Below are 25,120 nucleotides of genomic sequence, written 5' to 3'. Positions count from 1 at the left end.
ATTATACATGCACTTCAACTTAATAAATAGTAATTTTCTGATCGACAAAAATTAAAAATAGCCGTAAATCAAACTCTAGCTGATGATAGTCAGGCAACATGTGTTCACATAAATTATAAAAAGCCCTATTATGATCCTTTTCTTTAAAATGCGCGAGTTCGTGAACAACTAGCATATTTAGGAGTGGCTCTGGAGCCTCTTTTAAGCAGCTCGCAATTCTGATCTCGTGTTTACTCTTTAACTTCCCTCCGTGATTTCTACTCACAAAAGTATGCGTTCCAAGTGTATTTTTTAAAAGATCTTTTTGCTTCTCATAGATAACACGACTGATAGTGGGCGTATTCTTTAAATACTCTTGCTTGATTCTATTCACATATTCATAGAGTTGCTTATCAGTATTTATCGAATGACCTGTTGGATATTTATTCAAGAAAAACTTTTTGAAGTTCTCCTCATCACTTACCAGAAAAGCTACCTTTTCTTTGAGCTCTTCTGGGTAGCCCTGGAAATATCTTAGAGGATCGTTATCAACATCATTCATTTATGCTCACTCGTTAAAACTGTAAATATTCTAAACGTGCCAAATTATTAAGACAAGCGAGGGGTAAACTGCTGAAAAGACATCGTAAGAAAGTGTTAGAATTGAGCTTTTGCATCAGTCCAAAAAATCCTGCACAATGTGAAAACACACAACAAAACATGGAGACTTAATGACTGCATTAACGGAAGAATTGAAGAACGAGCTTCTTGCTGAAATCAAAAACCTAGAATCACAACTAACTGGGAATATGATGAATGATATGGATATCAGAGGTAAAATTCATAATATTAAAATGAAAATTGATGGTGTTAGACCGCCAGAAAGTATAATTGAATGTGTAGGGTGTGGCTCATAACTGGGCCATTACTAAACTTAAATACAAGACTATTCAAATCAAATAGATCAACAACTCACCCACATAGAAAATAATTCCTCGATGACCTAACTACAATTTAAATTTATCCTTTTATAAAAAGGATATTTATTTACATGGTAAAAAGACTAGTTCCCCTATTCGTACTCGCGACTGCTACATTCGCTAAGACCAATGACTTATTTGATAAATCACTAGAAGAAATTCTAAAAATTGACATTGTCTCACTGAAGGAAGAAACACTAATCGAAGCACCTGCGGTTCTATCGATTCTAACACAAAAAGATTTTAAAAATTTTGGTGCAAGATCTTTAAAAGATATTCTTTCATTCATTCCCGGTATATACAGTCTTACTTCGAGTGACTTTCGAGACTCTGGTTCAGCATCAATTAGAGGACAACACTCTTCGTCTATAGATAAACACATCTTAATACTAATAAATAACAGACCAATTAGAGAATCATACTCATCAGGCCTTAATAACGACCTATTCAATGGATTTCCAGTTGAAGTAATAGAGAGAGTTGAAGTTGTCCGTGGACCTTCATCTGTACTTTATGGTTCTAATGCATTTGAAGGGGTAATTAATATAAAGCTTAAAAAGAATATCTCAGAAAATATTCTTTCAGTTGCAAAAGGACAATTTGGTCAAAATTTAATTGAAGTCTTAACTGCTAAAAACTTTAATGATGGGAACCTTAATATATCAGCAAGATTCGACAATAGAACAGACTGGAAAGACGATATATACGATGACTCCCTTTCATACGGTACATATGATCAAGATACTCAAAACAAAAGTTTTCTCCTCGATACAGACTACAAAAATACTAAACTAACTGTAATGTTAACAGAATCAAAAGATGTTACACTAGGAGGAGACAACTCATTTAAGTCGTATTTAATTGACCACAGAAGAAAATTCGTAAATCTTGGACATAAAATAGATCTAAATGAAACTAGTTCGATAGAGTTCAACTCTACTTTAAACACTATTGATACAAACCACGAACAAGAACGTCATTCAAAAGCAGAAGATATACTTGGTGAATTTGTATACAAAAATCAACTTACTGATAAATTCTTTTTTATTCTCGGTGGTTCAATATCCTATGTTTCAGGGAGTAACAAAAGCGACAATGCTGAAACGAGAAAATTTCATGATGTCGCGAACAATTATTACACACAATTTGATATCGAATTTTCAAGGTCTCTAAAGTTACAAGCAGGTGCTCAGTATCATAAAACCGAGCAGCAACCGAACGACCTTTCACCACGTGTCGGACTTGTATATCGAATGAATGAAAATTTTGCTCTTAAAGCTTTGTATGGTCAAGCCTACAGAGCGCCTAGTGGATTTGAAAGATCAATATCGCTAAGAATTGGAACAGGAGGACTCGACGGGAATCCTAACCTTAAGTCTGAGAAAATTGAAACAAGTTCTCTTAGCCTTAACTATCAAAACATGGACACAATTGGAGCAGTTACAATCTATACGAGTAAGCAAAAGAATTCGATTAGAGTTTTCTTTGATCCGACCCTAACAAATGACGACGACTTTAAAAATTCTGGAAAATCAAGCTACAATGGAATCGAACTAGAATTCCAAAAGAAATATACTCTATTTGATTTTTATTTCAATAGTTCCTATCAAGAGAATAAAAATTTTAGCAATGTCAAAGATACACAAAAAGTTCCCAACTACATGATTAAATTCGGTGGTAATTATAAATTCAACAAAGAGGTATCGATTGGACTATATGATCAATACTTTTCAAAAATAAAGTCCGAGTCAACGAATAAATTAAACCCCGAAAGTAAAGCTTATCATGATTTCAGATTAAATATTGACTATAACAAAGAAATGAAAAACAGTTTCTTCACAAATTTCTATATTCTATTTCAGATAAATAATCTTTTTGAAAAAGATAGTGTATACCAACCTGACATCTCGACTTCAAAAATAAATACGATACCACATAAAATGGGCAGAAATTTCATATTAAAAGCTACTGTTAAATTCTAATTATCTGACATTAGGGTCTGGATATTTTTTAAGTTTTGAGAAGTCTAGCCCCTCTTTCATCATCAGATAAATTCCTTGATAGAAGTGAACATCCTCTGGTTTATAGTGACCACTTCGATTGAATATTTCTAAAACTACGCCATCTTTTACAATCAATTCACCAGCGGACAAAACATCTTCTCCTCCCACAATTGTTGAGTGATGTATTCGACCAACATCAGGCTTAGGATGAAGAAATAAACGACCATTCTTATCGATGACGAAAGTTGTTCTTAGCGTGAATTCTTTATCTAACATTGTAGTAGAACTATTGAAAAGTTTTCCATTTGAAGCGTAAAGTTTTCCATCCTTTATAAATGCACGATAAGGTTCGCGACGCTTATCTGTTTTTATATAAAAAGTGCGACTTCGAACTAATTCTCCCTTCCCGTTTTTTCTCGTACCGAGGTTCATCATAGAATCCCCTACTTCTTCTAGTTCATATTCTTCTCTCAATGAACGTAGTTTCATATTGTCAGGATCTATCTGCATCAGCACATCATCACTCAATATCTGATTATACGTTTCTTCACTTCTTGATAGACGAATCTTTTTCATAAACTCTGGAACCTTCAAGCTTACTCCAGGAATAAAATCAATTGAAACTAGAGCACTTTCGATTATACAACTTTTATAATCGGCCATCACTTGCATGTGCGGATCTGATGACTTCATAGGACAAAATGATTCATTTGGGGGTGAAATATTTGTAATATATTCTAGATGGTTGAGATACTTGTCACAATTGGAGATCGCATCATTAATCCCTTTAATTGCCATTGATCCAGCGATTGATGCACCAAGAACTTTAGCACCACTTTTTACATAAGGAGCTGCTCGCACAGAAGTTGAGGTTACCCTAGAGCTTAGTAACGCAGACTTAAAAAGATGGCCACTTCCAACAGCAATTGACCCGAGCCCCATTGTTGCAATTGTTAAGCCTGAACCAATTAAGAGGTCGTTTATTGAAGCGTTTGCACTATCTCTATAAACAGTTTGATTATTGATACAACTCTGTCGATTCTCGTATGATCTCGCAATTAAACCTGGCACTGACTCAAAATCAGAGATCGGAGTATGCTCTACTAATTCATTAAGATCTTGTTGGAAATTATCACAATCTAAGGTGTTTGCATTTACACATCCACTTAGCTTCTTATGCTTTCTTAGTCTTTCAAGTGTTTTTTTACGACTTACTTCAAACTGATTTTTAAGACCTGTTTTTATACTTTGAACAGTGTACTTATCATCCTTTTCCATGAGAGATTTTTTAAATTCTTTTCCATTGAGCCATGGATATAATCTCTCAAGTCCAATTTCTATTTGTTCGATCTCTTCTTCAGAGGTCTTGTCTTTTAAACTCGCAACAACATCTAAAGCAAGAGAAGATTCAACAACCAATGAGTCTAAGTCATCTTTTCCAGTATTTGGACATTTTTTTAAGAAGTTACAATACTCTCCAACTTCTCCCAACTCTTTGCAATCGACGTCCGAAAGAATTGGTCGGCCAAGACTTTTATCTAATGCGGCCAATGAATTCAACGATAATATGGAATCATTTAAAATTCTCATATTCGCATAATAGTAATACGAGATTAAGTCTCGTTGATCACGAATTCCCGTCAATCCAATTTTATCATTGGATAAACAACCGGAGTTAGTTTGAAAGAAACTTGGAACTAAGTTTGAAGTATACTTTTGAAAATAGTTATCTAGCTTACTAGGTTCAGTAAAAAAATCATCATTTAAAACGACACCTGAGCACATTTCACGAGGACTGTCCTCAATAAATAGTTTGAACAATCCTTGGCTCTCTACATTCTCAATATAGTCTGACAAAACCTTTGAACACTCACCACTAGTTTCAATTTGTTCTCCACAATTGAGACGATCTCCTATCTTAGGGATAGCATAAAGACTTTTATTAATTTGCCTGATCATTGAAATCTCAGGCGTAAAATCATTAGCAAAGCATAGTTGAACAGAGAGTGTGAAAATAATAATAGACTTCATAAACTCTATTCGGTTAAAAACCAATCAACTTTATCAAGCAAAATTCATTTACTATCTTCAAGTGCCTCAGCAATATTTTCAGAGTGACTTCTAATTTTTCTCAAGGCTACAATCATATCAGAGTACGTTAAAGCAGTGAGGGCAGGATAGTCACCTTTTGATACCCTCTCTAGATGTCGGTCTCTGATTGTATTTGCCTCAACTCTTAATGCTTCTGACTTTTCTTTCAATGTTTGAAAGTTTACTTTCCTATTTTCAATAACGTGTGAAGTGACATCCTTATAATATTCTTGAACATCATCAAAGAACATAAAGAAGTCTTCCCCTGCTCCAGCAGCGAAGAGCTCCTGAAGATTAGTTCGTTTCGTATAATTTGCAAGATTCGCAATATAGTCAGCAACAGACTCCAATTCATCTACGACTTTAATAATTGATTGAGCTTCATGACTTTGTTTAGCGGATAAAGCAACCTCTTGAACCTTAATAAGAAAAACCGTAACTTCTTTTTGAATGTTATCTGTAATCCTTTCGTAATCATTCACTTTTAAAAGAGCTGACTCTATTTTTTTCTTCTCGATCTTACTTGTAAGAAGACCTTTCGTTAGACGATACATTCTATCAACAATGTCTTTCATCTTATCTGTTTCTGCCTTTGCTTGTGCAATAGCCGCAGCAGGAATCATGTCTCGTGGCTCGCCCAGCATAATCAAATGATGACCAGTTGGTCCCCCCGTTTCCGGAGTAATCCTTGTTACCAGATTTGCAAGTTTTGGAAGAAAAGGGAGAAATAATATTGTAGCAGCAACATTAAAGATAGTGTGTCCTGTTGCAATGTGAACTGCAATATTTGAAAACTCTCCTTCAGGATTCATAAAATTTGCGTCCCCAGGAACAATCCAATCGATGAATTCGATATAATAAGGAAAGACACTGAATATAGTAAGAACCCCAATCATATTAAAAATGGCGTGTGCTCTAGCGGCTCTCTTGGCATTAACATTACCGCCAACACCTGCGAGGAGCGCCGTAATAGTCGTTCCGATATTTTCTCCAAGAACGAGAGCGGCAGCCGTGTGAAAGTGAATAACTCCTGTTGTTGAAAGAGCAATTGTAATACCAAGCATCGCCGATGAAGACTGTACAACCATTGTCAAAATACATCCGACAATGATACTTGCAAAGTATGATCCATAATTTAAACCTGAGAAATAACTAATTGAATCTAAAAACTGGGGCATTTCACGGAGTGGTTTAAATGAGTCACTCATGATTTTAAGTCCAAAAAATATCATCCCTATTCCAAATATAATACGTCCTATCTGTCTCCACTTATTTGACTTTCCAAAAAGAAGTGGAAAAATTCCAAGTCCAATAAGAAGTAGTCCATACTTTCCAACCTTAATAGAAATAATCCATCCAGTAACCGTTGTCCCAATATTGGCCCCAAAGATAACACCAATAGCCTGATTAAGTTGCATCAAACTCGCATTAACAAAACCTACAACCATAACCGTGGTAACAGATGAACTCTGAACAAGCATCGTTACAACAATACCAACCATAACAGCAAATACGCGATTCTTTGTTAACTTATTGATAACATCTTTAATAACATCACCAGCAATCTGCTGGAGCGCTTCCGACATTGACTTCATGCCATAAAAGAAAATACCAAGGCCACCAAGTACCGAGTAAATTAATTTAAATACTTCCACGAATTATCCTTTTATTTTTGATATTTAGCCTATCGGATAGCAACTTATTTTGATTAGGACTATGTTAAGCCCGACACATTTACTCAAGCACTTTCTTCGAAAGTTAGTAAATTAAACATCCGATAAAATTATACTGATGAAGATATTAAACATACTTTTTATACTCATTTCCCTTCTATTAACTTCTTGTTCAACATTTATAGCAAGAAGCCCCTCTTCTATTGAAACAGGGAAGAGCTGCACTCTTGTCATTAAAGAGTTTAATCAGAATTTTCTTGAAATTGATAAGAAGTCATTTCTCTCTTATTACAATGCTCTTAACGATACTCTTAGTGGTAATCTGGCCACTGTTTTTAGAAGTGAATGGAAAGCAAAAGAAAACTATGGTTCAGGAAGTGCATACCTCACTGACCTCATCAATAACTTTGGAAATGGTGAAAAAATTAATTTCCAAGGAAGAGTTGGTAAAGAGCGTATTGATTACTTCGTAAGCCTATTAAAAGAAAAGAAACACTTAGGTTTTATTGGTATGCGTGACCCTCCAGCTCCAAAGGGAAGTTTTGATCGAACTTTCACCTACTACACAAAAGTGATTACAGATGGAACAGGGGCCAAACACCAAGTACGTCTTCGTTCATATGTAAGAACTCTTATTCCTGCGGAAATGCCAATTGGTGAGCCAATAAGAGGTTTTATTCCAGGAAGTGAAATTAGCATTACAAAAATTAGCCCGAGTATTTTTGAATTCACAACAAAAAACAAGATCCAAAAGCTCAATCTTCGCCAGCTTAAAAAACAGCTTGGAAATACCCTAAGCTTCTACGCCTACCCTCATAGTAAGAAATTTAAGCTTGAGGTTAAAACGCGTCCTCATGATGAAGTATTGACCTCAGACTATGCAAAACTTCTTGGGAAAAATTATGTTCAAAAACTTAGTGTCAATGTTTCCCCTGAAGATATAAGCCTCCTCTTTGCCACAAATGCGGATAAAGATAATATGACCAGAAAGCTTTTGAGATTAAAAGAGAAAGTTTTAAAAGATGAGAAAAATGCCTTAGAGCGTACTAATATTATTTTTAAAATTCTCAACGAGGCAAGCCAAAATGATTCAGAATTCCTCTTTTCTCGAGGAGCAACCGAATATCGTCGTTATGCTTTTGAAGTTGAAATTCCTGATCAAATCGAAGGTCGAACTGTTCGAGTTCAGACAACATTTGATTATGAAATGGGTGTACGCTCAACTTATGATAGCAAAGGAAATTTTCTCACTCCCCTTGAGGCAATGAAGTACTCCACTAAAAAATCTCCAAAATCAGATAAAGAAGAAATGCACATTGAACTTAAAGTACCAAAAATGCTAGTAGAAGCTGCAGCTGATGGCAACGTCTCACAAGAACTATTAAATCTGATGAAGATCTTTAATAACTACAATACAACGAACAAAGGTAAGTTCAATCACATAAGTAAAGAGCGAGATATTAACGAGTGAAGACTGCTAAAAATTGCGCGTAACTTTTTCCGTTTTTCTCTCTAGTACTTATTGTAGATATCGAGACTTTTAATTTAGCACTATCGGCCCAGGACTCAACTTCTTCATTTGAAAAACCAAAATGCTTCACTCCCATCTCTTTAGGACGAGGATGAAAAGAGCCATCTTCAGTTTCAAGATCAACAATAGCAATCTGTCCGCCTTCATTAAGCATCGAAGCTAATTTCGAGAGCATTTTTTGAGGTTGATCGAGATGGTGAAAAACCATTGAACTAATAATAAGATCAAACTTCATTTCAAGGCCATCTCTTTCGAGATCAATATTAATAGATTTAATATTATCAAACCCCTTGGCCTTATTATTAAATACTTCAAGCATTCCTTCTGAAGTATCTATTCCAGTAATACTTTTTACTTGATCAATAAACTCAAAACTAAAAAGTCCTGTCCCACAACCAACATCAAGTAGATCAACCTTTGAAGAAAGAGCTAACTTTTCACGAGTCTTACTCGCAAGCTCTCCCATCATACTAATTTTTTCTTCTGAATCCCAAGTATTCGCCGCATGATTGAAGTGTGACACTATTTACTCCTATTTTATTTTTTTATAAATCTTTAAAAATCTTTCTCTCAGCCACTGGTGCTCAACAGAAGATTCCTGACTATTGTGCCAAATCATCTGATGATTAAACTTTGGCACCTCAATTGGACCATCGATGATTTTAATTGGAAAATAATTTTTCATCTGTTCTGCAAAAAAATCTGGGACATAAGCAAGACAGTCGTTCTCACACACAATTAAAGGGATTGAACTTAAGTAGGAAGTACTGATAGCTATTTTCCTTCTCTTTCCCATTCCTTTAAGCATTGTATCAATTGGACTTCCTGGTTTTTCAGTTGGCGCATACACAATATGATCAGACTCTAGATACGACTCAATAGAAACTTTTTTCGAATATCTTCGAGAACCTTTTTTCGCAATAAGAACAAGATCCCGCCTCGCTAGCTCCATGATAGTAAAATTTGGAATCTGATCTAAGTTTGCAGCAAAGCTCAAGTCGACCTCACCATTGCTCATGCGCTTTAGAAATTCCTCATAAACAATTCCTTTAAATTCAAAACGCATCCCAGGCGCTTCATGTTTAATATCTTTGATGAGTTTAGGAAAGCATACATTCACATCATAAGCTGTCCCGGAAAGAATAAATTTCTTCTTTGATTTTTTTGCATCCCAATCATGATTAGAAAATAGACCTTGCTCAAGTGCGATCAGCTGCTTTGATACAAATGGACCAAGGCTACTTGCTTTAGATGTTGGAATCATCGAACGACCGGAACGAATAAAAAGTTCATCTTCAAAGGTATCTCTTAATCTATTCAAGGCATGACTTATCGTCGGTTGAGAAAGTCCAAGATCAATGGCCACTTTTGAAATATTACGTTTCTCATAAATTGCCTTGAAGATAACTAAGAGATTTAAATCGATATTTGCTATATTCATAATGTTAATAATTATAATTTAAATTATTCATTATTTTAATAACTATTTCTCTGTTAAATTAAAAATATTAACTAAGAGGTGGATAAATGAAAATACTAATACTAAATGGTCATCCTAACCTAGAGAGTTTCACGTCAAAAATTGCCAACGAACTCAAAATAAAGAAGAACGCCAAGCTCATTAATCTTTCTGAGCTAAATTTCAATCCTATTTTTGAGGGATTTAGCGATCAATCAGAACTAGAAGAAGACCTTAAAATTGTACAAAATGAAATTAGAGATGCTGATCATATAATCATCACCTCCCCTATCTGGTGGTCTACCTACCCTGCTTTATTGAAAGGTTTTTTTGATAGAGTGCTTCTGCCTAATTTTGCTTTTCGATATAAGAAGGATTCCCCATTTCAAGAGAAATTACTTCAAGGAAAAACAGCAGAACTATACTTACTAAGTGATGCGCCAGCATGGTATCGAAAATATATATTACGAGACCCTGCAGCGATATCTTTAAAAAGAGATATTCTTGGTTTTTGTGGGATTAAGGTTACAAAAATCCATCGTATCGGTAACGTGAGATACCTCGATAGTGTTCAAAGAGAAAGAGTAATAGCAAGGATTTAAAATGGCCCCACAAAAGTAGGGCCAACTTTAATTATAGAATTTTATTAACGATTGTATTAAGAGTCGCAGATGGTCTCATTACTTTTTCAACAAGAGCTGAATCAGTATGGAAGTAACCACCAAGCTCTACCGCTACACCTTGTGCATTATTAAGTTCTGCTACGATTTTTTCTTCGTTTGCAGTTAACTCTTCAGCTGTTGCAGCAAAGAATGACTTAAGCTCACCATCCACGTCCTGCTTAGCAAGTTCTTGTGCCCAGTAAAGTCCTAGGTAGAAGTGTGAACCTCTGTTATCTAGTTCTTTAACTTTACGTGATGGAGACTTATCTTCATCTAAGAATCTTTCAGTTGCCTTATCAAGCGTATCAGCAAGAACCTGTGCTTTCTTATTACCTGTTGTATTTGCCATGTGCTCAAGAGAAACACCAAGAGCTAAGAACTCTCCAAGAGAATCCCATCTTAGGTGGTTTTCATTCACAACTTGCTCTACGTGCTTAGGAGCTGAACCGCCGGCACCAGTTTCAAATAATCCCCCACCATTTAAAAGTGGAACGATTGAAAGCATTTTCGCACTTGTTCCAAGTTCAAGAATTGGGAATAAATCAGTTAGGTAATCTCTTAGAACGTTACCTGTTGCAGAAATTGTATCTTGTCCTTTTCTAATTCTCTCTACTGAATACTTAAGAGCATCAAATGGAGAAAGGATAGAAATTTCAAGTCCTGCTGTATCGTGATCAGCAAGGTACTTCTTAGTTTTTGTAATTACTTGAGCATCGTGGGCTCTCTTCTCATCTAACCAGAAAACAACTGGTGTATTAGATAGACGCGCTCTATTAACAGCAAGTTTAACCCAGTCTTGGATTGCAATATCTCTAACACGAGACATCCTCCAGATGTCACCTTCTTCAACATTGTGCTCAATAAGAACAGATCCTGCTGCATCTTTAACAACAACTTTTCCACCATGTGGAAGAATAAATGTTGTTGGGTGTGATCCGTACTCTTCAGCTTTTTGTGCCATTAAGCCAACGTTAGAAACAGATCCCATTGTTGTAACGTCATATTTTCCATTGGCCTTACAATCATCGATTGTTGCTTGGTAGAAAGTTGCATAGCAACGATCTGGAATAACAGCTTTTGCTTCTTGAAGTTTTCCTTCAGCATTCCACATCTTTCCACCATCACGAATAACAACTGGCATCGATGCATCGATAATAACATTGTTTGGAACATGAAGGTTTGTAATACCTTTATCTGAATCAACCATTGCAAGAGCAGGTCTTACAGCGTAAACAGCTTTGATATCTGCTTCAATCTCAGCTTTCTTATCAGCTGGAAGAGATGCGATCTTTTCGTAAACATCGCCAATTCCGTTACTTGATTTAACACCAAGCTCTTTGAAAGTTGCTGCGTGTTTTTCAAAAACATCTTTGTAATATACTTCTACTGCATGACCAAAAATAACAGGATCAGAAACTTTCATCATTGTCGCTTTCATATGTAGCGAGAAAAGAACTCCTTGTTTCTGTGCATCTTGGATTTCGGCTTCGATGAAATCTCTAAGAGCTTTCTTACTCATGAAAGTTCCATCAACGATTTCACCCGCGAGAGTTGAGATACCATCTTTTAAAACAGTCGTCGTCCCATCGCTTCCGATAAGCTCAATTGAAAGCTTTGTTGGTTCATTAGTAACGATTGATTTTTCATTACCAAAGAAATCTCCACCACTCATGTGAGCAACGTGTGCCTTGTTATCAGCTGTCCAGTCACCCATTCTGTGTGGATTTTTTTGTGCATATTTTTTTACTGAACGAGCACTTCTTCTATCTGAGTTACCTTCTCTTAAAACAGGATTAACTGCAGAACCCATAACTTTAGAATATTTTTCCTTAATAGCTTTTTCTTCATCGTTAGATGGATTTTCTGGGTAATTTGGAAGAGCATACCCTTGTCCTTGAAGTTCTTTAATTGCTCCAAGAAGTTGTGGTAGTGATGCTGAAATATTTGGAAGTTTAATAATATTCGCAGAGGGCTCTGTTACCATTGTTCCAAGAAGTGCAAGATCATCTGTGATTCTTTGATCTTCTTTTAAATACTCTGGAAATGAAGAAATAATTCTTCCCGCTAGCGAGATGTCCTTAGTTTCAACTTCGATACCAGCAGGCTTCGTGAATACTTTTACAAGTGGTAGAAGTGAATAAGTTGCAAGTGCCGGAGCTTCGTCCGTTTTTGTCCAAATAATTTTTGCCACGATACGTCATCCTTTTCTGAAAATTTATGCTTCAAGATAGCATTAAACGCGGGTGTCGTCCATAAGGTGCGCAAACGACGACACAGCACACAATCCCCTATCCCTTAAACTTTCTTTTTCCTTAACCCTCCACTAAGGAGACGACCGAAAATAATGTTCATATTGCGAAAAGGTGCCAAAAATATATTTACCCGAGAAACAATATCGATTGATTCAATCTCAGCTTCAAACATGCCTTCAAGAATTTTTGTTTCTCCTTCATAAATAGTAGTAGGCCTGGCCTTGGCATAAAAATTTTTTAAACGATATTTGTTCGACGCATATGTATATGTAAAATGCTTTCTCCCTGAAAGCAGTAATTGGGACAAAACAAAAAGCCAGAACACTACAGAATAAACACTTCCCCTGAGTTCTGATGCAAGCCACAGGGCATTTACTTCTGCCACATCCCAGCGGTCCACTTTTTTTGGCAAATATGTTAATGATGGTAGTGATTCAAAAGATCTCAATGGACCTTCCATTACAATCAAAAAACCACCATAAAGCTTCCCTTGCGAGTCATAAATTCCAAAAATTTTACTTCTTCGAAAATAAGATAAAGGAAATTCGATCCCTATATATTCTGCCGTAGCCTTTTGATAGACCCTAGCCATTTCTAGCCCTCTCACTCTTCTAATAAAATACATTCCTCTTCTCCTCGAAACGCTCAAAGCCCCTCCTAGACTATAGATTCGAGCAACAAAGACAACCTTTTAAACGTAAGGCCCAACAAATAAAACTCACACGAATAGGATATTCACATAATTAGAGTTAAAAAATGAGCACATATTTAATCCAAAGTTCGTACTAGTTTAGCTGTAATTTTGCCAACTCTCTGAGGCTACTTTAAAATCAAACTGAATCATCGGAAATAATTGGAGTTAATATGAAATTACAGAAGTATATAATTATTTTTTTAATTACCAATTTCACATTTCAGGTTTTTGCAGGAGCAAACTTAGAACAGAAGCTTAATCGTTTAATTAAGGATACTAGTACATTTTTCCATTTCAGAGGAATTGAACTTGGCTCTGTCTACATAGATAATCAAAAATTTGATATCGCTAAATATAGAAGAATTAGAAAGGCCCATAAGATAATAAAAAATTGTATGCTAAAATTAGAAGCAAAAAATATTACTATAAATAAATACTTTGAGATCATTGATATCTTTGATAGCGAAGCAGAGATGCCTGTTAATATTTTTTGGGCTGATCAAAGTGTCTTACAATTGTTAAGTCTGGACAAGGAATCTGAAACAACTGCTGATGACTGTGTAAATTTTCTACAAAGAAAAATCCATTAAGATTTGTAGTGACCAACGTATCACAATGTACGATTAATTACTTGATTGGAAGAATTCTTGAGAGTGAGTTAAAACCGCCAATATTCTCTGTCGGCAGACCATGCTTTTCAAAAATCGATTTACTAATTCCCGATCGATTTCCCGAGCGACAATAGAGATAAAATGTTTTAGACGGATATTTCTCCTTCAGCTTTTGGAGTTCTTGACTAACATCTTCAGAACGAAGTTTTGACAGAGGCAGCCAAAGGGCATCCTTTAGCATTCCTTGCTCAATCTCATCCTTTTCACGAACATCAATAACCACAGCTCGGCCGGCCTTCATTTCTTCCTGTAGTTTTGCCACAGAAAAAAAAGATCGCGTTACAAATCCATAAACTAAAAAGATTACAACAAAAATTGTGATATATTCAATAGCTTTCATTTCATCAACATAACATGTCTTAAATTTTATTTCTTTGACCATCGTCAAAGTTAACTTAACGTTAACTTTCTTTACTTTAAAAATCCTTGGAAGACAGTCATAATGGGCATACAATGGCCCTATGAAGAAAATAAAACTATCGATTCTCGACCTCGTTTTCGTAAATGAAGGTGAAACAATAAAAGATGCATTTGATAATAGTGTGAAGGCTGCACAGGCCGCGGAAAAACTTGGTTATCATCGTATCTGGGTTGCTGAACATCACAACATGCAGGCCATTGCAAGTGCTGCAACTTCAGTTTGTATCGGTCATATCGCTGCACATACAAAAATGATTCGTGTTGGCGCCGGTGGAATAATGCTTCCAAATCACTCACCGCTCACAATCGCAGAACAATTTGGAACCCTTGAATCATTATACCCTGGTCGCATTGATTTAGGACTTGGTCGAGCACCAGGTACCGACCAACAAACACTTCGTGCTCTTCGAACTGACGCTAATGCTGCCAATAACTTCCCGCAAGATGTATTAGAGCTACAAGCATACTTTTCAAAAGAGTATGCGCAAAATCCAATCCAAGCGACACCTGGCTCAGGTCTTGAAATTCCTCTCTGGATTTTAGGATCAAGTACATTTGGAGCTCAGCTTGCTGCATACTATGGTTTACCTTATGCCTTCGCCTCTCACTTCGCACCTGATGCCCTTTATCATGCGCTTAGTTTATATCGCGAAGAATTTAGGCCTTCAAAACAGCAAGACAGGCCTTATGCGATGGTAGGGGTGAATATTATTTTAGCTGATACACAGGAAGAAGCGGAGTACCTCGCGACTAGCCAGAAACAGTCATTTGCAAATCTTCGTCGAGGAGCAAAGATGAAGTTTCAAGCACCAATCGATGATATTGAATCATACTGGAGCCATGATGAAAAACTCATGGCCGAGCACATGTTGAAATATTCTTTTGTAGGAACACCTGAATCAGTCGCACCTAAGCTTAAAGAATTTCTTCAAAAAACTCAGGCCGATGAATTAATGGTAGTGACTTCAATATACGATATTGAAAAGAGAATTCACTCACTAAAACTTTTAGTCGAGATGATAAATCTCTCTGATGTTTTTTAGTACAAGATCAAAGTCGATATTAAGATCTTTCAGCTGTCCAGTGTGAACATCGAATACCCAACCGTAAACTTTTAACCCGCGCGAACGGTTTGCTTTTTGAACAGCTGCCGTTTTAATCGCATTGATACATTGCTCTTGAACATTCAGTTCAACAAGCCTTTCGTAGCGAGCATCTTCATTTTCGATTTCATTGAGTTCACGACGGTGAAGGCGATAAACATCGCGAATATTTCTAAGCCATGGGTTAAGAACACCAAGATCCTTACTCTCCATTGCCGCCTTAATACCACCACAACCATAGTGCCCACAAACGATGATATGATCAACATTAAGATAGTTAACAGCATATTCGATTACACTCATTGCATTAAGATCAATACTGATAACCATATTGGCAATATTACGGTGAACAAAGATTTCGCCTGGTCCAACACCCATTAGCTCTTCCGCCGTCACACGGCTATCTGAACAACCAATGTATAAAATATTCGGGTTCTGTCCCTCACCTAGCTTCTTGAAGAAATCAACATCTTCACCAAGTTTCTCTTCCACCCATCTCTTGTTACGTTCTAAAATATTTTTAATGTCCATATTGTTAACTTAACTTAGGTACGTAGTTACCGACTAGACCTCTTGCATCAATATTCCTAAGTGTATTCACTTTATATAATATTAAAAAGGGTGGCCACAAGCGTGACAAAAAGTTTATTCAATTAACTCATCTTTACACTGTAAAGATAGATTGGTATAATTGATCCCTATGCCAAATACGAACTATCACCACGGGGACCTACGACAGGCCCTCCTTATTGCTGCACAAGAAATTCTTGATGAACAAGGATATGAAGGCTTAACACTTAGAAAGTGTGCAGCCCGTGCTGGAGTTTCGGCAACAGCACCTTCACATCACTTTAAGAATGCTTCTAACTTTCTAGCATCTGTAGCAGCTGAAGGTTATAAACAACTCTCTGAAGAAATTCAGAATTCGGCAAAAGACTGTGATCCGGCAGACCCAAAAAAAGCGATGCTAATTGGAAAAGGATATATAGGATTCGCCAAAAGAAATCCAGCTCTTTACCAACTGATGTTTGGTTCAAAAGTCGACAGTAAAAACCCAGAATTTCATCGCGCCTTGAAGCAATGCTTTGGACGACTCGAAGAAATGATTGCAGAGGTATTTCCAGATTATAGTGAACGTAGAGTCGAAGCTACAGCACTCCGAACATGGAGCTTGATTCACGGATTCACCCTATTGCTTCTTGATAAACGATTTAGCTTCTTTCTTGAGAATGGATCATTCTCAGATGAAGAAGCACTTGAGTATAATTTTTTAAAAACACTTAGCTTTAATAAAGTGAGACAGGATTTATGAGTACAAAACCTTGGCTGAAGAGCTACCCTACAGGTGTGGATCACGAAATAGATATTAACCAGTACGATTCACTCAATCAAATGCTTGAAGATACAATCAAAATATATGGTGACAAAACAGCCTATTCAAATATGGGAATTAAGATGTCATTTAATGACATTGATCACGAATCAAAGAAATTTGCTAGTTACCTCCAAAATGAATTGAAGCTTCAAAAAGGTTCAAAGGTTGTTATTCAAATGCCAAACCTTCTTCAATACCCAATAGCTTTATACGGTATTCTTCGAGCTGGTTTAATTGCTGTTAACTTAAACCCTCTATATACTTTGACAGAGATGAAGAAGTCACTCGTTGACTCTGAAGCTTCTGCAATAGTTGTTTTTGAGAATATAGCAGACAAACTTTGCGAAGTTCTACCAGAGACAAAGATCAAACATATCATTAGAACTGAAGTTGGTGATTGCTTTCCGTTCGTAAAGAAAACTCTTACTAACGCAGTTATTCGTTACGTAAAAAAGATGATTCCTGAATTTGATTTAGCATCAGCAGCAAAAAGGAATCAAGCGACGCTTCATACATTTAACGAAGCTCTTTCAAAAGGTTCAAAGTATGTATATCAACAAGCTCCTGTAACAAGAAATGATGTTGCTCTACTTCAATACACTGGTGGAACAACTGGTATCATGAAGGCAGCAGTACTAACTCACCAAAACATGCTTGCAAATCAAGCACAAATGTCAACATGGATGAATCCCTCACTTGAAAAAGGGAATGAGATTTCAATTGCCGCTCTACCTTGCTATCACGTATTTTGCTTAACAGTGAATTGCTTTGGTTTTTTCCAAAGAGGTATGCACAATGTTCTCATCACTAACCCACGTGACATCAAAGGATTTTTAAAAACAATCAATGAGTCAAAGCCTACTGTGATGACAGTTGTAAGCACACTACTCGCCGGTATGCTTGCAAACGAAGATTTTGAAACTGTTGATTGGTCGACATTAAAATTCTCAGTTGCTGGTGGAATGGCGCTTAAAAGAAGTGTTGCAAACGAATGGACAGAGAGAACAAAAACAAAAGTAATCGAAGGCTATGGTCTAACTGAGGCGTCTCCGGTTGTTTCTTGTAATCCAGTTGATGGCGGAGACAAGCTTGGAACGATTGGACTTCCACTACCTTCAACAGAAGTTAAAGTCGTTGATGAAAACGGAAATGATCTTGGGCTTAATACTCGAGGAGAGCTTTGTGTTAAAGGATTTCAAGTTATGCAAGGTTACTATAAAAATCCTTTGGAAACTGAGAAAGTTCTAACTCAAGATGGCTGGCTTAAGACTGGAGATATCGCAGTTATTGACGATGAAGGATTTGTTTCAATCGTTGATCGCCTAAAAGATATGATTGTGGTTTCAGGTTTTAATGTTTATCCAAACGAACTTGAAGATGTAGCGATGATGCACCCAAAAGTTGCAGAGGCCGGTGCGATTGGTATTGCTGACGAGCATTCAGGGGAGGCGATCAAGATTTTCGTAGTAAAAAAAGATCAGTCTCTAACAGAAGAAGAAATAAGAGCATTTCTAAGAGAGAAACTAACTGGTTACAAAAAACCAAAGTATGTTGAATTTAGAAATGAATTACCAAAGAATAATGTAGGAAAAATTTTAAGAAGAGAACTTAAATAATATAATAACTAATAGGAAGAGAAAATGAGCGATGACAACAAACCATGCCCAAAATGCCAATCACCGTACGGATACACTGACGGTTCACTATGGATTTGCCCAGAGTGTTTCCATGAATGGAGTCTTGAAGCAGTAGCAGAAGAATCTGATGTACCAAAATTTCTCGATGCAAATGGAGTACAACTTGTTAATGGTGATTCAGTAACAGTTATAAAAGACCTTAAAGCAGGAAAGAGCACAATTAAGTCAGGAACAAAAGTAAAGAATATTAGACTTCTTGATGAACCAGTTAATGACCACGACATTTCTTGTAAAATCGACGGACATGGATCAATGTATCTTAAATGTTCAGTTGTAAAGAAAGCATAACTTGGAACTGACATACTCAAAAGATGGACGTGATATTAAGACCTCGCACTTCTTACGTAAGCGCGGGTCTTGCTGTAAAACCAGCTGTCTTCACTGTCCATATGGATTCACAGTAAAAAAAGAAGGGCTTCAATTTGAAGTTGTTGATGACTCAAATTTTCAAGAGGCCCTTGAGATTTTCACTATACATATACCTGACGAACCAGAAATAGCTTCAAGTATCCTCGCTTCAGCTTTTGGCAAACCTAAGAAAGTTGAAAAATTATCTAATTTGAATATGAGTAAGTTTCGACTTGTTAAGATAAAGGGGGAAACTTGCGCTCTTGTAAAAGTATTTAACTTTCAAGTCCTCGAACTCTATCATGTTAAACACTTTGAAGATCAAGGACTAGATATTGATACAATTAGTGGATTACTTTAGAGAAACAAAATTCCATCGTAGTCCAAACTTAAGCGCATCATGCTTTATACTTTGAGTGACAGAAGCCCCTCCAATAAATCCAAAGTTAGTTCTTTTACTTGTTGCATAACCTGCATAAATAAAGAGATCTTCCTTTAGAGGAACTTCAAAGTCCACTCCAAGATCTAAAGTATTGTAACTATCCTTTGTCGTTTCACCATTTACAACATAATTAGAAGAGAATTTTTTTACTCCAATGAATGGTTGAAACCACCAAACTTTCCATGCAATCGTCGCATTGACCCCACTCTCTTTTAAAGACGTATCATATGACTTACCAGCTACTTCATATTTTTTGTCACCATAGGAATTACTGAAATAAGTTATTTTTGTGAGAAGATATTCAGATTCCTCAGAGATTCCTACATGATAGCCATTGGTAGAGTTTTGATATTGGGGATAGTTTATTGTTTGTGGTGAACCAAATGAGAAAGTTCTAGCTTCAAGTGTTTCCGTGTACTCTTCTTTCTGACCGCCAAGTAACAGTCCATACTTCACACTACAAGAGCTGCACATAATAATAAAAAAGAGCAAAACTATTTTTTTCATAACCTAACCTTTTATAAAATTAAAATTTAATTATAAAAGATTATGAAATAATATATATTATTAAATGCCCAACTGGCTGATAAGATTTCTTAACTTACTCTAGTGGTTTAATTTTGATCGCAACAGGACCTTTCGGGCCATAACCAATTTCGTACTCAACAGCTTCTCCGTCAGAAATTTCTTTTGTTGATAATGCTGTGACATGAAAAAATAAATCTTCCGCATCCTCAATATCTGGACGAATAAAGCCAAAGCCTTTAGTAGCATCAAAGTACTTCACTTCTCCAGTAAACACCTCAACAATCTTCTGTTCAACTTTCTCTTCTGGTTCTTCCTCACTCCAAACAAGTTCATGAAATGCGACAAATTTTTCGCCCTTGTGAATTTTTTCAAGACGCGCGATTACGGCAGACTCTGTTTGTTCTGAAACTTCAAAGTCCGTACGTTTGCGGTTCTTTGTTTTTGTCATGTCATATCTTAAAAGCTTTGCTTTCATAAACTAATCCTCTTGAGTGGTACTGATTCCTAAGATTAGCATAGTTTAGATAAAAGTCGAAGTATTACTCTTTAGGTGTAGCATCAGCTGAAATTGCCTTTACTGCCCCAAAGTTCCAGCGAAGACCAGCACTAAGCTGTTTATGTGATTTTTCAAGATCAAGCTTCATCATATTTTCATAAGTATTAGTTTTTTTCTTATTAAGTGAATAACCAGCATAGACTCGAAGGTGTCGAGAAAGAGGAATTTCAACATTTAAACCATAGGTAAAGATACTATAATTATCCTTTACTGAATCTTTATCGATAGTAAGTATTGTATTGTAAGTTTTAAATCCAACAAAGGGCTGGAAGATCCACATTTTGAGGGCAAGAGTCGTCGCAAAACCCTTCTCTTTCAAATTTGTTTTATACTTCGTCCCGGCCGTTGTGTACTCTTGCTCAGGATAAGTATTGTGATAGTAGAACATCTTAGTTACAAAGTGAGCAGACTCTTCAGAGATGCCAAAATGATAGCCCTCACCTTTGCCGATAAAATCTGGAACACGGATTCCATCAGAGCTTCCATCCAATGTTTTTCGATATGTCTCCTTATGCGTTTCTCGCTGCCCACCAACAAGAACACCATACTTCATACTACATGAAGTAAGTAAGAATAAAATTGGAATGAATACGGGTCTCAAATACTTTATTTCCTTAACAATAATTTTTAAAATTATAATTAAGTTTGCAGCGAAAAGAAGAGGATACTTCCTGCCTATCAATCAAGAATTCTTTATAGTAACAAGTAGTTTTTATTTACAAAGTTCTATTTTAAGTTTAGCAACTTCGTAGTGCAGAGGAATAGCATACTTATTTTTAATATAGATCCAGCGCGTGACATACTTACAAGCATAAGCTTTATTCACTGGTAGCCACTCTAGTGGGCTTTTCGAACCTTTCTGCCGATTATAACTTAGATTTGTAATCACCAGATTCTCAGGATCATTGGCAAACTTTACTCTTTGCTCACGACTCCATTTTTTATCTACACGCTCATGGGCTTCCTTCAAAGGAACAACATGATCGATATCAATTTCGGATGCTTTAGTTAGAATTTCATCATAATAAAAATCATTCCACAGCCCCTCAGTCACATTGCAACCCTTCTTATCAAGAAATACTTTTTCTAATGAGCGACTAATTAGAATTTCTGCTCGTGTGTCTTGACAGTCAGAGTCGCTATCAATCCATCCGCCAAAAAGGTCGCGGGAGTAAGATTCCTTTTTGCTAGTAGGTCCTGAACTCGAACCATGGCAGTGCATAATATTGCGCTTGCGATCCATATGACAGCCAACATTTTCGCCAGACTCAATTGTTCGTCCAGGATGAGAAAAGGCTAATAATGTAAGTAGAAAAGAAATTAGCATTTCCCTATTCTACCCTAGAATGAATCCCAGAGTAGCAAAAAGTAAAGATGCCATCACATAATTAAAAAAACGTAGTCTTTTCGGCTCGTTAAGAAACCTACGAATCTGCTGGCCGATAACCACCCAAAGACTTACAGAAGGCAGATTTACTAGGCCAAATATTATCGCCACGCTCATAACCTCCTGGATAGAATTTGATGGAGCAAAAATACTAATCGCGGAAAGTGTCATTGCTATTGCCTTAGGATTCACCCACTGAAATAGAGCCGCCTGCAAGAAGGTAAATGGCCTAGCTTCTTCACTTGTTTCATCGGCTTTCAAATCGGGAGAAGATACCGCAATTTTATAAGACAGATAAACGAGATAAATCATACAAACAATTTTTAAAACTTTTTGAATGATCGGATACACAGTGAAAATCTGCATCAGTCCAAGCCCAACAACTGCGACCATTAAAACAAATCCTAAACACACCCCAAGTATATGTGGAATCGTTCGTCTAAAACCATAATTAGTACCAGAGCTCATTAGCATAATATTATTTGGTCCAGGAGTAATGGAAGAGACGAGTGCGAAAGTAGCTAAAGCCAATGTTGTTTCATTTATCATACTGAGATGATAGCAGATTTTAATTTTTATTATCTTGCTATTCTCAGCAAAAAAAGCTTAAGATTTGCAACATATGATCGAATTAGATGAATTTAACGAAAGAATATTGCAAGAATTGGAAATTGATGGACGAGTCAGTAATGCGGAGTTATCTTCAAGAATTGGTCTCTCCCCTTCTGCCTGCCTACGCCGCGTACAAGAACTTGAAAATATTGGTGTTATTAAAGGATACCGTGCAGTTATTGACTACTCTCTATTGGGTATTGGTTTTAAGGCCTATATAACCGTTGGTCTTTCTGTTCACACGAAGAAAGCACAGCGTGATTTTGAAAAGGCAATCGTACAATCGCCAGAGGTTCGAGAGTGTCATAACGTGACAGGATCATTTGAATATCTTCTGAGGGTTGAAACCAAAGACTTAGCTTCATATAAATTCTTTCACACAGACGTACTAGGAACTCTCCCTCAAGTGAGCTCAATTTCAACATATGTAGTGATGGATTCACCAAAAGATGATAGATAAGTAAATAACAAAGAATAAAGGAAAATATTGTGATTAATAAAAAGAGTAAATTTCAGTCTCCAGAAAGTCATGTTCTACGCTTTATGCGAGAAAAAAGAAAGTTATCACTTTTAATCGCAGGACAAAAAAGTGGACTTAAGCCTAAGAATATTGATTTTATGGAAAAAGATATCATTAAAGCTAGTGATGCGGATATTGAAAAGCTACTCTCGGCCTATCAGTTTTCAAATGAAATTTTTAGCGATATGATTAAGCTTCAACCGTTATCAAAGACGACTGCAAACCAGTTCTTCTTAATTAGAAAGATTTTTTAATATGAATGAATTAGAACAAAGACTTAGTGACCTTGAAGTAAAGTTTTCATATCAAGATGATATGCTAGCCGAGCTTAGTTTAGTGATTGCTGATCAGCAGAAAACCATCGATCAAATGAGATATATACTCGAGCAAATGTCAGAGCAGCAAAAGAAATCTTCTCAAGAAGGACAAGATCGAAATCCTGCTGATGATAAGCCACCTCACTATTAACTAAATTATTCGACAGCAAACTCTCGAGAATCAGTTGGTGTTACTTTTGATGCCTCATCATTTGTACATTCAGCACCTTTGTGGCTCTTGTGTCCAAACTCAAAGCCATTACTGATGAAGATAGCGTCCTCATCCCACTCTTCAATTCTTCCTGTCCAAGTTTTTCCACTTGTGAGCTCAATCGTCACCCACGAACCAATTAAATCTTCATTCATAATCTCTCCATTTTTATCAAGTTTATCATCACAAAAAACAAATGTATATTTATGTGGACTCTTTTAAAAAAATCATCATAAAATTTAGTTATGAAAAAATTAATTATTCCAATACTACTCTTCTCTTCTTGTAGTACACATCAACTATTAGAAGCAAATTATGTAAAACGTTCACCGATAGAAAAAAGTCACACGATTCCAACTCTTAAAAATACCGAGATAGAAAGTGTTACAAAGAATCGTTGGCAGGCGCTCATATTCATAAGCAATGACTACTCTAATCCTGATCTCTATCGAATCCCAGATTCTTTATGTGAAAAGAGTGATATACTGACAAACGTCAGTTCTAGCCTAAAAACGAAAGCATTTCCAATTTTATGGATAACTCAAGATCACACAATATCAGGAGTATGCCATGAATAGAATCATCACTCTTCTTTTTACTTTGATTGTTTCATCATGTACGATAATGTCTAAAACAAATAACTACGGTATCATTTCAACAAATGATGTAAAGCCAGGTGATATTCTCGTTAACACCAATAGAGATATAAATGAAGAAACATGTCTCTATATGATTCTAGGAATTATTCCTGTCGGAAATTATTCCGTATCAAATCTGACGGAAACAATAGAAGAAATTGTAAAAAAAGAAAATATTCATTCCCTTGGAAATGTTGAAATTACAAATAGGATGAATTTTTATTTTCCACTATCTGTTAATATCTGTAATGAAGTCAAGGCAAAGGCCCTAGTGCTCTCAAAAAAATAGCAATAACTACTTATTAAAATAAACACAAAAGCGAACTGGCCCGAGAGGTTTTACATTATGTAAGACCTCTGGAGCAACAACTCCGCAATAATCAGGGGACAAGATAATTTCCTCTGGAGGTTGCGATTGTATTGTATACAAAAGCTTTCCTTCAAGTACTATAATTTCGCCCCAAACCCCCGCCTTTGTCTGATGATCTTGAAGTAATCCCTTAGGGATACTACACTCATCAAAAATTTCAGTTTGCTTATAGCGACTAATATTCGAAGGAAGCTTTTCCATTAAACTATCTTCCTAATACATCACTACGTGTTGACTCGGCAATTGCAGCAGCTTCAGCGATAAGATCATCTGGCACACCAAGTTCTTTTAATGTTGCACCTAGGTTCTCCACTACTGCATTGAAGTGCTCATCATTTAAACCTTCCAAAACAAGTTTCTCATGGGCCACACGCATATTTTCGCCATCATAATTATTTGGTCCACCAAAAGCGTAAGTCAAAAACATAATTTGTTTTCTCCTCTGCGATGCCATATCAATACCTTCAAAGAACTTATTTATGCGACTGTCAGCTAAGACCTTGTTATAAAATACGTCTACTGCTGCATTTACTGCATCTCTACCACCAATTTTTTCGAATAAACTCGACATACTCACCCCTTTAATATATATTTTAAATAC

The 25,120-nt window shown here is 36.3% G+C and carries 32 protein-coding genes; 15 read left to right on the top strand and 17 right to left on the bottom strand.

Annotation, left to right across the window (positions count from 1 at the left end; genetic code table 11):
* Positions 1–19: 19 nt before the first annotated feature.
* On the bottom strand, positions 20–541 hold the full coding sequence (locus tag M900_RS03780) for a M48 family metallopeptidase (RefSeq protein ID WP_021273288.1): 522 nt from the start codon (positions 539–541) through the stop codon (positions 20–22).
* A 169-nt stretch (positions 542–710) separates the two neighbouring features.
* Here M900_RS03780 and M900_RS03775 point away from each other — a divergent pair, with 169 nt between their 5' ends.
* Together M900_RS03775 and M900_RS03770 are read left to right on the top strand one after the other, a co-directional pair.
* Complete coding sequence (locus tag M900_RS03775) at positions 711–896, top strand: hypothetical protein (protein ID WP_021273576.1); 186 nt, start codon at positions 711–713, stop codon at positions 894–896.
* A gap of 134 nt (positions 897–1,030) precedes the next feature.
* Positions 1,031–2,941, top strand: coding sequence for a TonB-dependent siderophore receptor (locus M900_RS03770; RefSeq protein WP_021273372.1), 1,911 nt, complete (start codon positions 1,031–1,033; stop codon positions 2,939–2,941).
* Here the strand turns inward: M900_RS03770 and M900_RS03765 are convergent, their stop codons facing one another.
* Positions 2,942–4,993 (bottom strand): hypothetical protein, encoded by a 2,052-nt coding sequence (locus M900_RS03765; protein ID WP_021273120.1) that lies wholly within the window; start codon positions 4,991–4,993, stop codon positions 2,942–2,944. It lies immediately after the preceding gene.
* 44 nt (positions 4,994–5,037) lie between these two features.
* On the bottom strand, positions 5,038–6,708 hold the full coding sequence (locus M900_RS03760) for a Na/Pi cotransporter family protein (RefSeq protein ID WP_021273565.1): 1,671 nt from the start codon (positions 6,706–6,708) through the stop codon (positions 5,038–5,040).
* Between the two features lie 136 nt (positions 6,709–6,844).
* Between M900_RS03760 and M900_RS03755 the strand changes: the two genes are divergently transcribed.
* Positions 6,845–8,197 (top strand): hypothetical protein, encoded by a 1,353-nt coding sequence (locus tag M900_RS03755; protein ID WP_021273052.1) that lies wholly within the window; start codon positions 6,845–6,847, stop codon positions 8,195–8,197.
* Here the strand turns inward: M900_RS03755 and M900_RS03750 are convergent.
* Both M900_RS03750 and M900_RS03745 read right to left on the bottom strand, forming a co-directional pair.
* The gene (locus M900_RS03750; protein ID WP_021273240.1) at positions 8,187–8,780 is read right to left on the bottom strand and encodes a class I SAM-dependent methyltransferase; all 594 of its coding nucleotides are present in this window, start codon (positions 8,778–8,780) and stop codon (positions 8,187–8,189) included. The genes M900_RS03755 and M900_RS03750 overlap by 11 nt on opposite strands.
* A gap of 9 nt (positions 8,781–8,789) precedes the next feature.
* On the bottom strand, positions 8,790–9,698 hold the full coding sequence (locus tag M900_RS03745) for a LysR family transcriptional regulator (RefSeq protein ID WP_021273290.1): 909 nt from the start codon (positions 9,696–9,698) through the stop codon (positions 8,790–8,792).
* A gap of 86 nt (positions 9,699–9,784) precedes the next feature.
* Between M900_RS03745 and M900_RS03740 the strand changes: the two genes are divergently transcribed.
* Positions 9,785–10,318: an NAD(P)H-dependent oxidoreductase gene (locus tag M900_RS03740; RefSeq protein ID WP_021273238.1), complete on the top strand. Its 534-nt coding sequence runs from the start codon at positions 9,785–9,787 to the stop codon at positions 10,316–10,318.
* Positions 10,319–10,349: 31 nt separating this feature from the next.
* On the opposite strand, the gene M900_RS03735 is transcribed toward M900_RS03740, so the two are convergent.
* Positions 10,350–12,572: an NADP-dependent isocitrate dehydrogenase gene (locus M900_RS03735; RefSeq protein WP_034730940.1), complete on the bottom strand. Its 2,223-nt coding sequence runs from the start codon at positions 12,570–12,572 to the stop codon at positions 10,350–10,352.
* Positions 12,573–12,673: 101 nt separating this feature from the next.
* Positions 12,674–13,255, bottom strand: coding sequence for a hypothetical protein (locus M900_RS03730; protein WP_021273069.1), 582 nt, complete (start codon positions 13,253–13,255; stop codon positions 12,674–12,676).
* A 239-nt stretch (positions 13,256–13,494) separates the two neighbouring features.
* Here M900_RS03730 and M900_RS03725 point away from each other — a divergent pair, with 239 nt between their 5' ends.
* Positions 13,495–13,914 (top strand): hypothetical protein, encoded by a 420-nt coding sequence (locus M900_RS03725; protein ID WP_021273388.1) that lies wholly within the window; start codon positions 13,495–13,497, stop codon positions 13,912–13,914.
* Positions 13,915–13,951: 37 nt separating this feature from the next.
* Here M900_RS03725 and M900_RS16925 read toward each other — a convergent pair whose 3' ends face one another.
* Entirely contained in the window at positions 13,952–14,377 is a 426-nt protein-coding gene (locus tag M900_RS16925; protein ID WP_021273476.1) for a rhodanese-like domain-containing protein, read from the bottom strand.
* A 79-nt stretch (positions 14,378–14,456) separates the two neighbouring features.
* Here M900_RS16925 and M900_RS03715 point away from each other — a divergent pair, with 79 nt between their 5' ends.
* Positions 14,457–15,458, top strand: coding sequence for an LLM class flavin-dependent oxidoreductase (locus M900_RS03715; RefSeq protein ID WP_021273379.1), 1,002 nt, complete (start codon positions 14,457–14,459; stop codon positions 15,456–15,458).
* Here the strand turns inward: M900_RS03715 and M900_RS03710 are convergent.
* The gene (locus tag M900_RS03710; RefSeq protein ID WP_021273392.1) at positions 15,423–16,049 is read right to left on the bottom strand and encodes a carbonic anhydrase; all 627 of its coding nucleotides are present in this window, start codon (positions 16,047–16,049) and stop codon (positions 15,423–15,425) included. The two genes, M900_RS03715 and M900_RS03710, sit on opposite strands and share 36 nt — an antisense overlap.
* Before the next feature lie 169 nt (positions 16,050–16,218).
* On the opposite strand from M900_RS03710, the gene M900_RS16920 reads away from it, so the two are divergent.
* The 4 genes from M900_RS16920 to M900_RS03690 are packed head-to-tail and all read left to right on the top strand — an operon-like array spanning position 16,219 to position 19,299.
* Entirely contained in the window at positions 16,219–16,830 is a 612-nt protein-coding gene (locus M900_RS16920) for a TetR/AcrR family transcriptional regulator (RefSeq protein WP_021273135.1), read from the top strand.
* Positions 16,827–18,509 carry a long-chain-fatty-acid--CoA ligase gene (locus M900_RS03700; protein WP_021273206.1) on the top strand — a complete coding sequence of 561 codons (1,683 nt, stop codon included), beginning with the start codon at positions 16,827–16,829 and terminating at the stop codon, positions 18,507–18,509. The genes M900_RS16920 and M900_RS03700 overlap by 4 nt, the downstream gene beginning before the upstream one ends.
* A gap of 24 nt (positions 18,510–18,533) precedes the next feature.
* Positions 18,534–18,878, top strand: a complete 345-nt coding sequence (locus M900_RS03695) for a zinc ribbon domain-containing protein YjdM (protein ID WP_021273101.1) — start codon at positions 18,534–18,536, stop codon at positions 18,876–18,878.
* Between the two features lies 1 nt (position 18,879).
* Positions 18,880–19,299, top strand: a complete 420-nt coding sequence (locus M900_RS03690) for a DUF5522 domain-containing protein (RefSeq protein ID WP_021273409.1) — start codon at positions 18,880–18,882, stop codon at positions 19,297–19,299.
* Here the strand turns inward: M900_RS03690 and M900_RS03685 are convergent.
* The 5 genes from M900_RS03685 to M900_RS03665 form a co-directional block, all read right to left on the bottom strand.
* Positions 19,291–19,887: a hypothetical protein gene (locus tag M900_RS03685; protein WP_021273577.1), complete on the bottom strand. Its 597-nt coding sequence runs from the start codon at positions 19,885–19,887 to the stop codon at positions 19,291–19,293. The genes M900_RS03690 and M900_RS03685 overlap by 9 nt on opposite strands.
* 94 nt (positions 19,888–19,981) lie before the next feature.
* The gene (locus tag M900_RS17905) at positions 19,982–20,383 is read right to left on the bottom strand and encodes a cold-shock protein (RefSeq protein ID WP_021273319.1); all 402 of its coding nucleotides are present in this window, start codon (positions 20,381–20,383) and stop codon (positions 19,982–19,984) included.
* Between the two features lie 64 nt (positions 20,384–20,447).
* Positions 20,448–21,065, bottom strand: coding sequence for a hypothetical protein (locus M900_RS03675; protein ID WP_021273542.1), 618 nt, complete (start codon positions 21,063–21,065; stop codon positions 20,448–20,450).
* A 111-nt stretch (positions 21,066–21,176) separates the two neighbouring features.
* A complete protein-coding gene (locus M900_RS03670; protein WP_021273499.1) occupies positions 21,177–21,791 on the bottom strand; it encodes an HNH endonuclease in 615 nt (204 codons plus the stop codon).
* A 9-nt stretch (positions 21,792–21,800) separates the two neighbouring features.
* A complete protein-coding gene (locus M900_RS03665) occupies positions 21,801–22,400 on the bottom strand; it encodes a LysE family translocator (protein ID WP_034730936.1) in 600 nt (199 codons plus the stop codon).
* Between the two features lie 73 nt (positions 22,401–22,473).
* On the opposite strand from M900_RS03665, the gene M900_RS03660 reads away from it, so the two are divergent.
* The 3 genes from M900_RS03660 to M900_RS03650 are packed head-to-tail and all read left to right on the top strand — an operon-like array spanning position 22,474 to position 23,451.
* Positions 22,474–22,923 (top strand): Lrp/AsnC family transcriptional regulator, encoded by a 450-nt coding sequence (locus M900_RS03660; RefSeq protein WP_021273545.1) that lies wholly within the window; start codon positions 22,474–22,476, stop codon positions 22,921–22,923.
* A gap of 29 nt (positions 22,924–22,952) precedes the next feature.
* On the top strand, positions 22,953–23,237 hold the full coding sequence (locus tag M900_RS03655) for a hypothetical protein (RefSeq protein ID WP_021273060.1): 285 nt from the start codon (positions 22,953–22,955) through the stop codon (positions 23,235–23,237).
* Between the two features lies 1 nt (position 23,238).
* On the top strand, positions 23,239–23,451 hold the full coding sequence (locus M900_RS03650) for a SlyX family protein (RefSeq protein ID WP_021273129.1): 213 nt from the start codon (positions 23,239–23,241) through the stop codon (positions 23,449–23,451).
* Positions 23,452–23,456: 5 nt separating this feature from the next.
* Here M900_RS03650 and M900_RS03645 read toward each other — a convergent pair whose 3' ends face one another.
* Entirely contained in the window at positions 23,457–23,666 is a 210-nt protein-coding gene (locus tag M900_RS03645; RefSeq protein WP_021273191.1) for a hypothetical protein, read from the bottom strand.
* A gap of 90 nt (positions 23,667–23,756) precedes the next feature.
* On the opposite strand from M900_RS03645, the gene M900_RS03640 reads away from it, so the two are divergent.
* Both M900_RS03640 and M900_RS03635 read left to right on the top strand, forming a co-directional pair.
* Positions 23,757–24,089, top strand: a complete 333-nt coding sequence (locus M900_RS03640; RefSeq protein ID WP_034730933.1) for a hypothetical protein — start codon at positions 23,757–23,759, stop codon at positions 24,087–24,089.
* A complete protein-coding gene (locus M900_RS03635) occupies positions 24,082–24,438 on the top strand; it encodes a hypothetical protein (protein ID WP_021273224.1) in 357 nt (118 codons plus the stop codon). The genes M900_RS03640 and M900_RS03635 overlap by 8 nt, the downstream gene beginning before the upstream one ends.
* A gap of 6 nt (positions 24,439–24,444) precedes the next feature.
* On the opposite strand, the gene M900_RS03630 is transcribed toward M900_RS03635, so the two are convergent.
* Complete coding sequence (locus tag M900_RS03630; RefSeq protein ID WP_021273225.1) at positions 24,445–24,720, bottom strand: DUF1971 domain-containing protein; 276 nt, start codon at positions 24,718–24,720, stop codon at positions 24,445–24,447.
* Between the two features lie 4 nt (positions 24,721–24,724).
* A complete protein-coding gene (locus M900_RS03625; RefSeq protein WP_021273279.1) occupies positions 24,725–25,090 on the bottom strand; it encodes a group 1 truncated hemoglobin in 366 nt (121 codons plus the stop codon).
* Positions 25,091–25,120 lie beyond the last annotated feature (30 nt).

Source organism: Bacteriovorax sp. Seq25_V, assembly GCF_000447795.1.
In the GTDB taxonomy this organism is placed as follows: domain Bacteria; phylum Bdellovibrionota; class Bacteriovoracia; order Bacteriovoracales; family Bacteriovoracaceae; genus Halobacteriovorax_A.
This window is presented reverse-complemented; position numbering and strand designations above follow the sequence as displayed.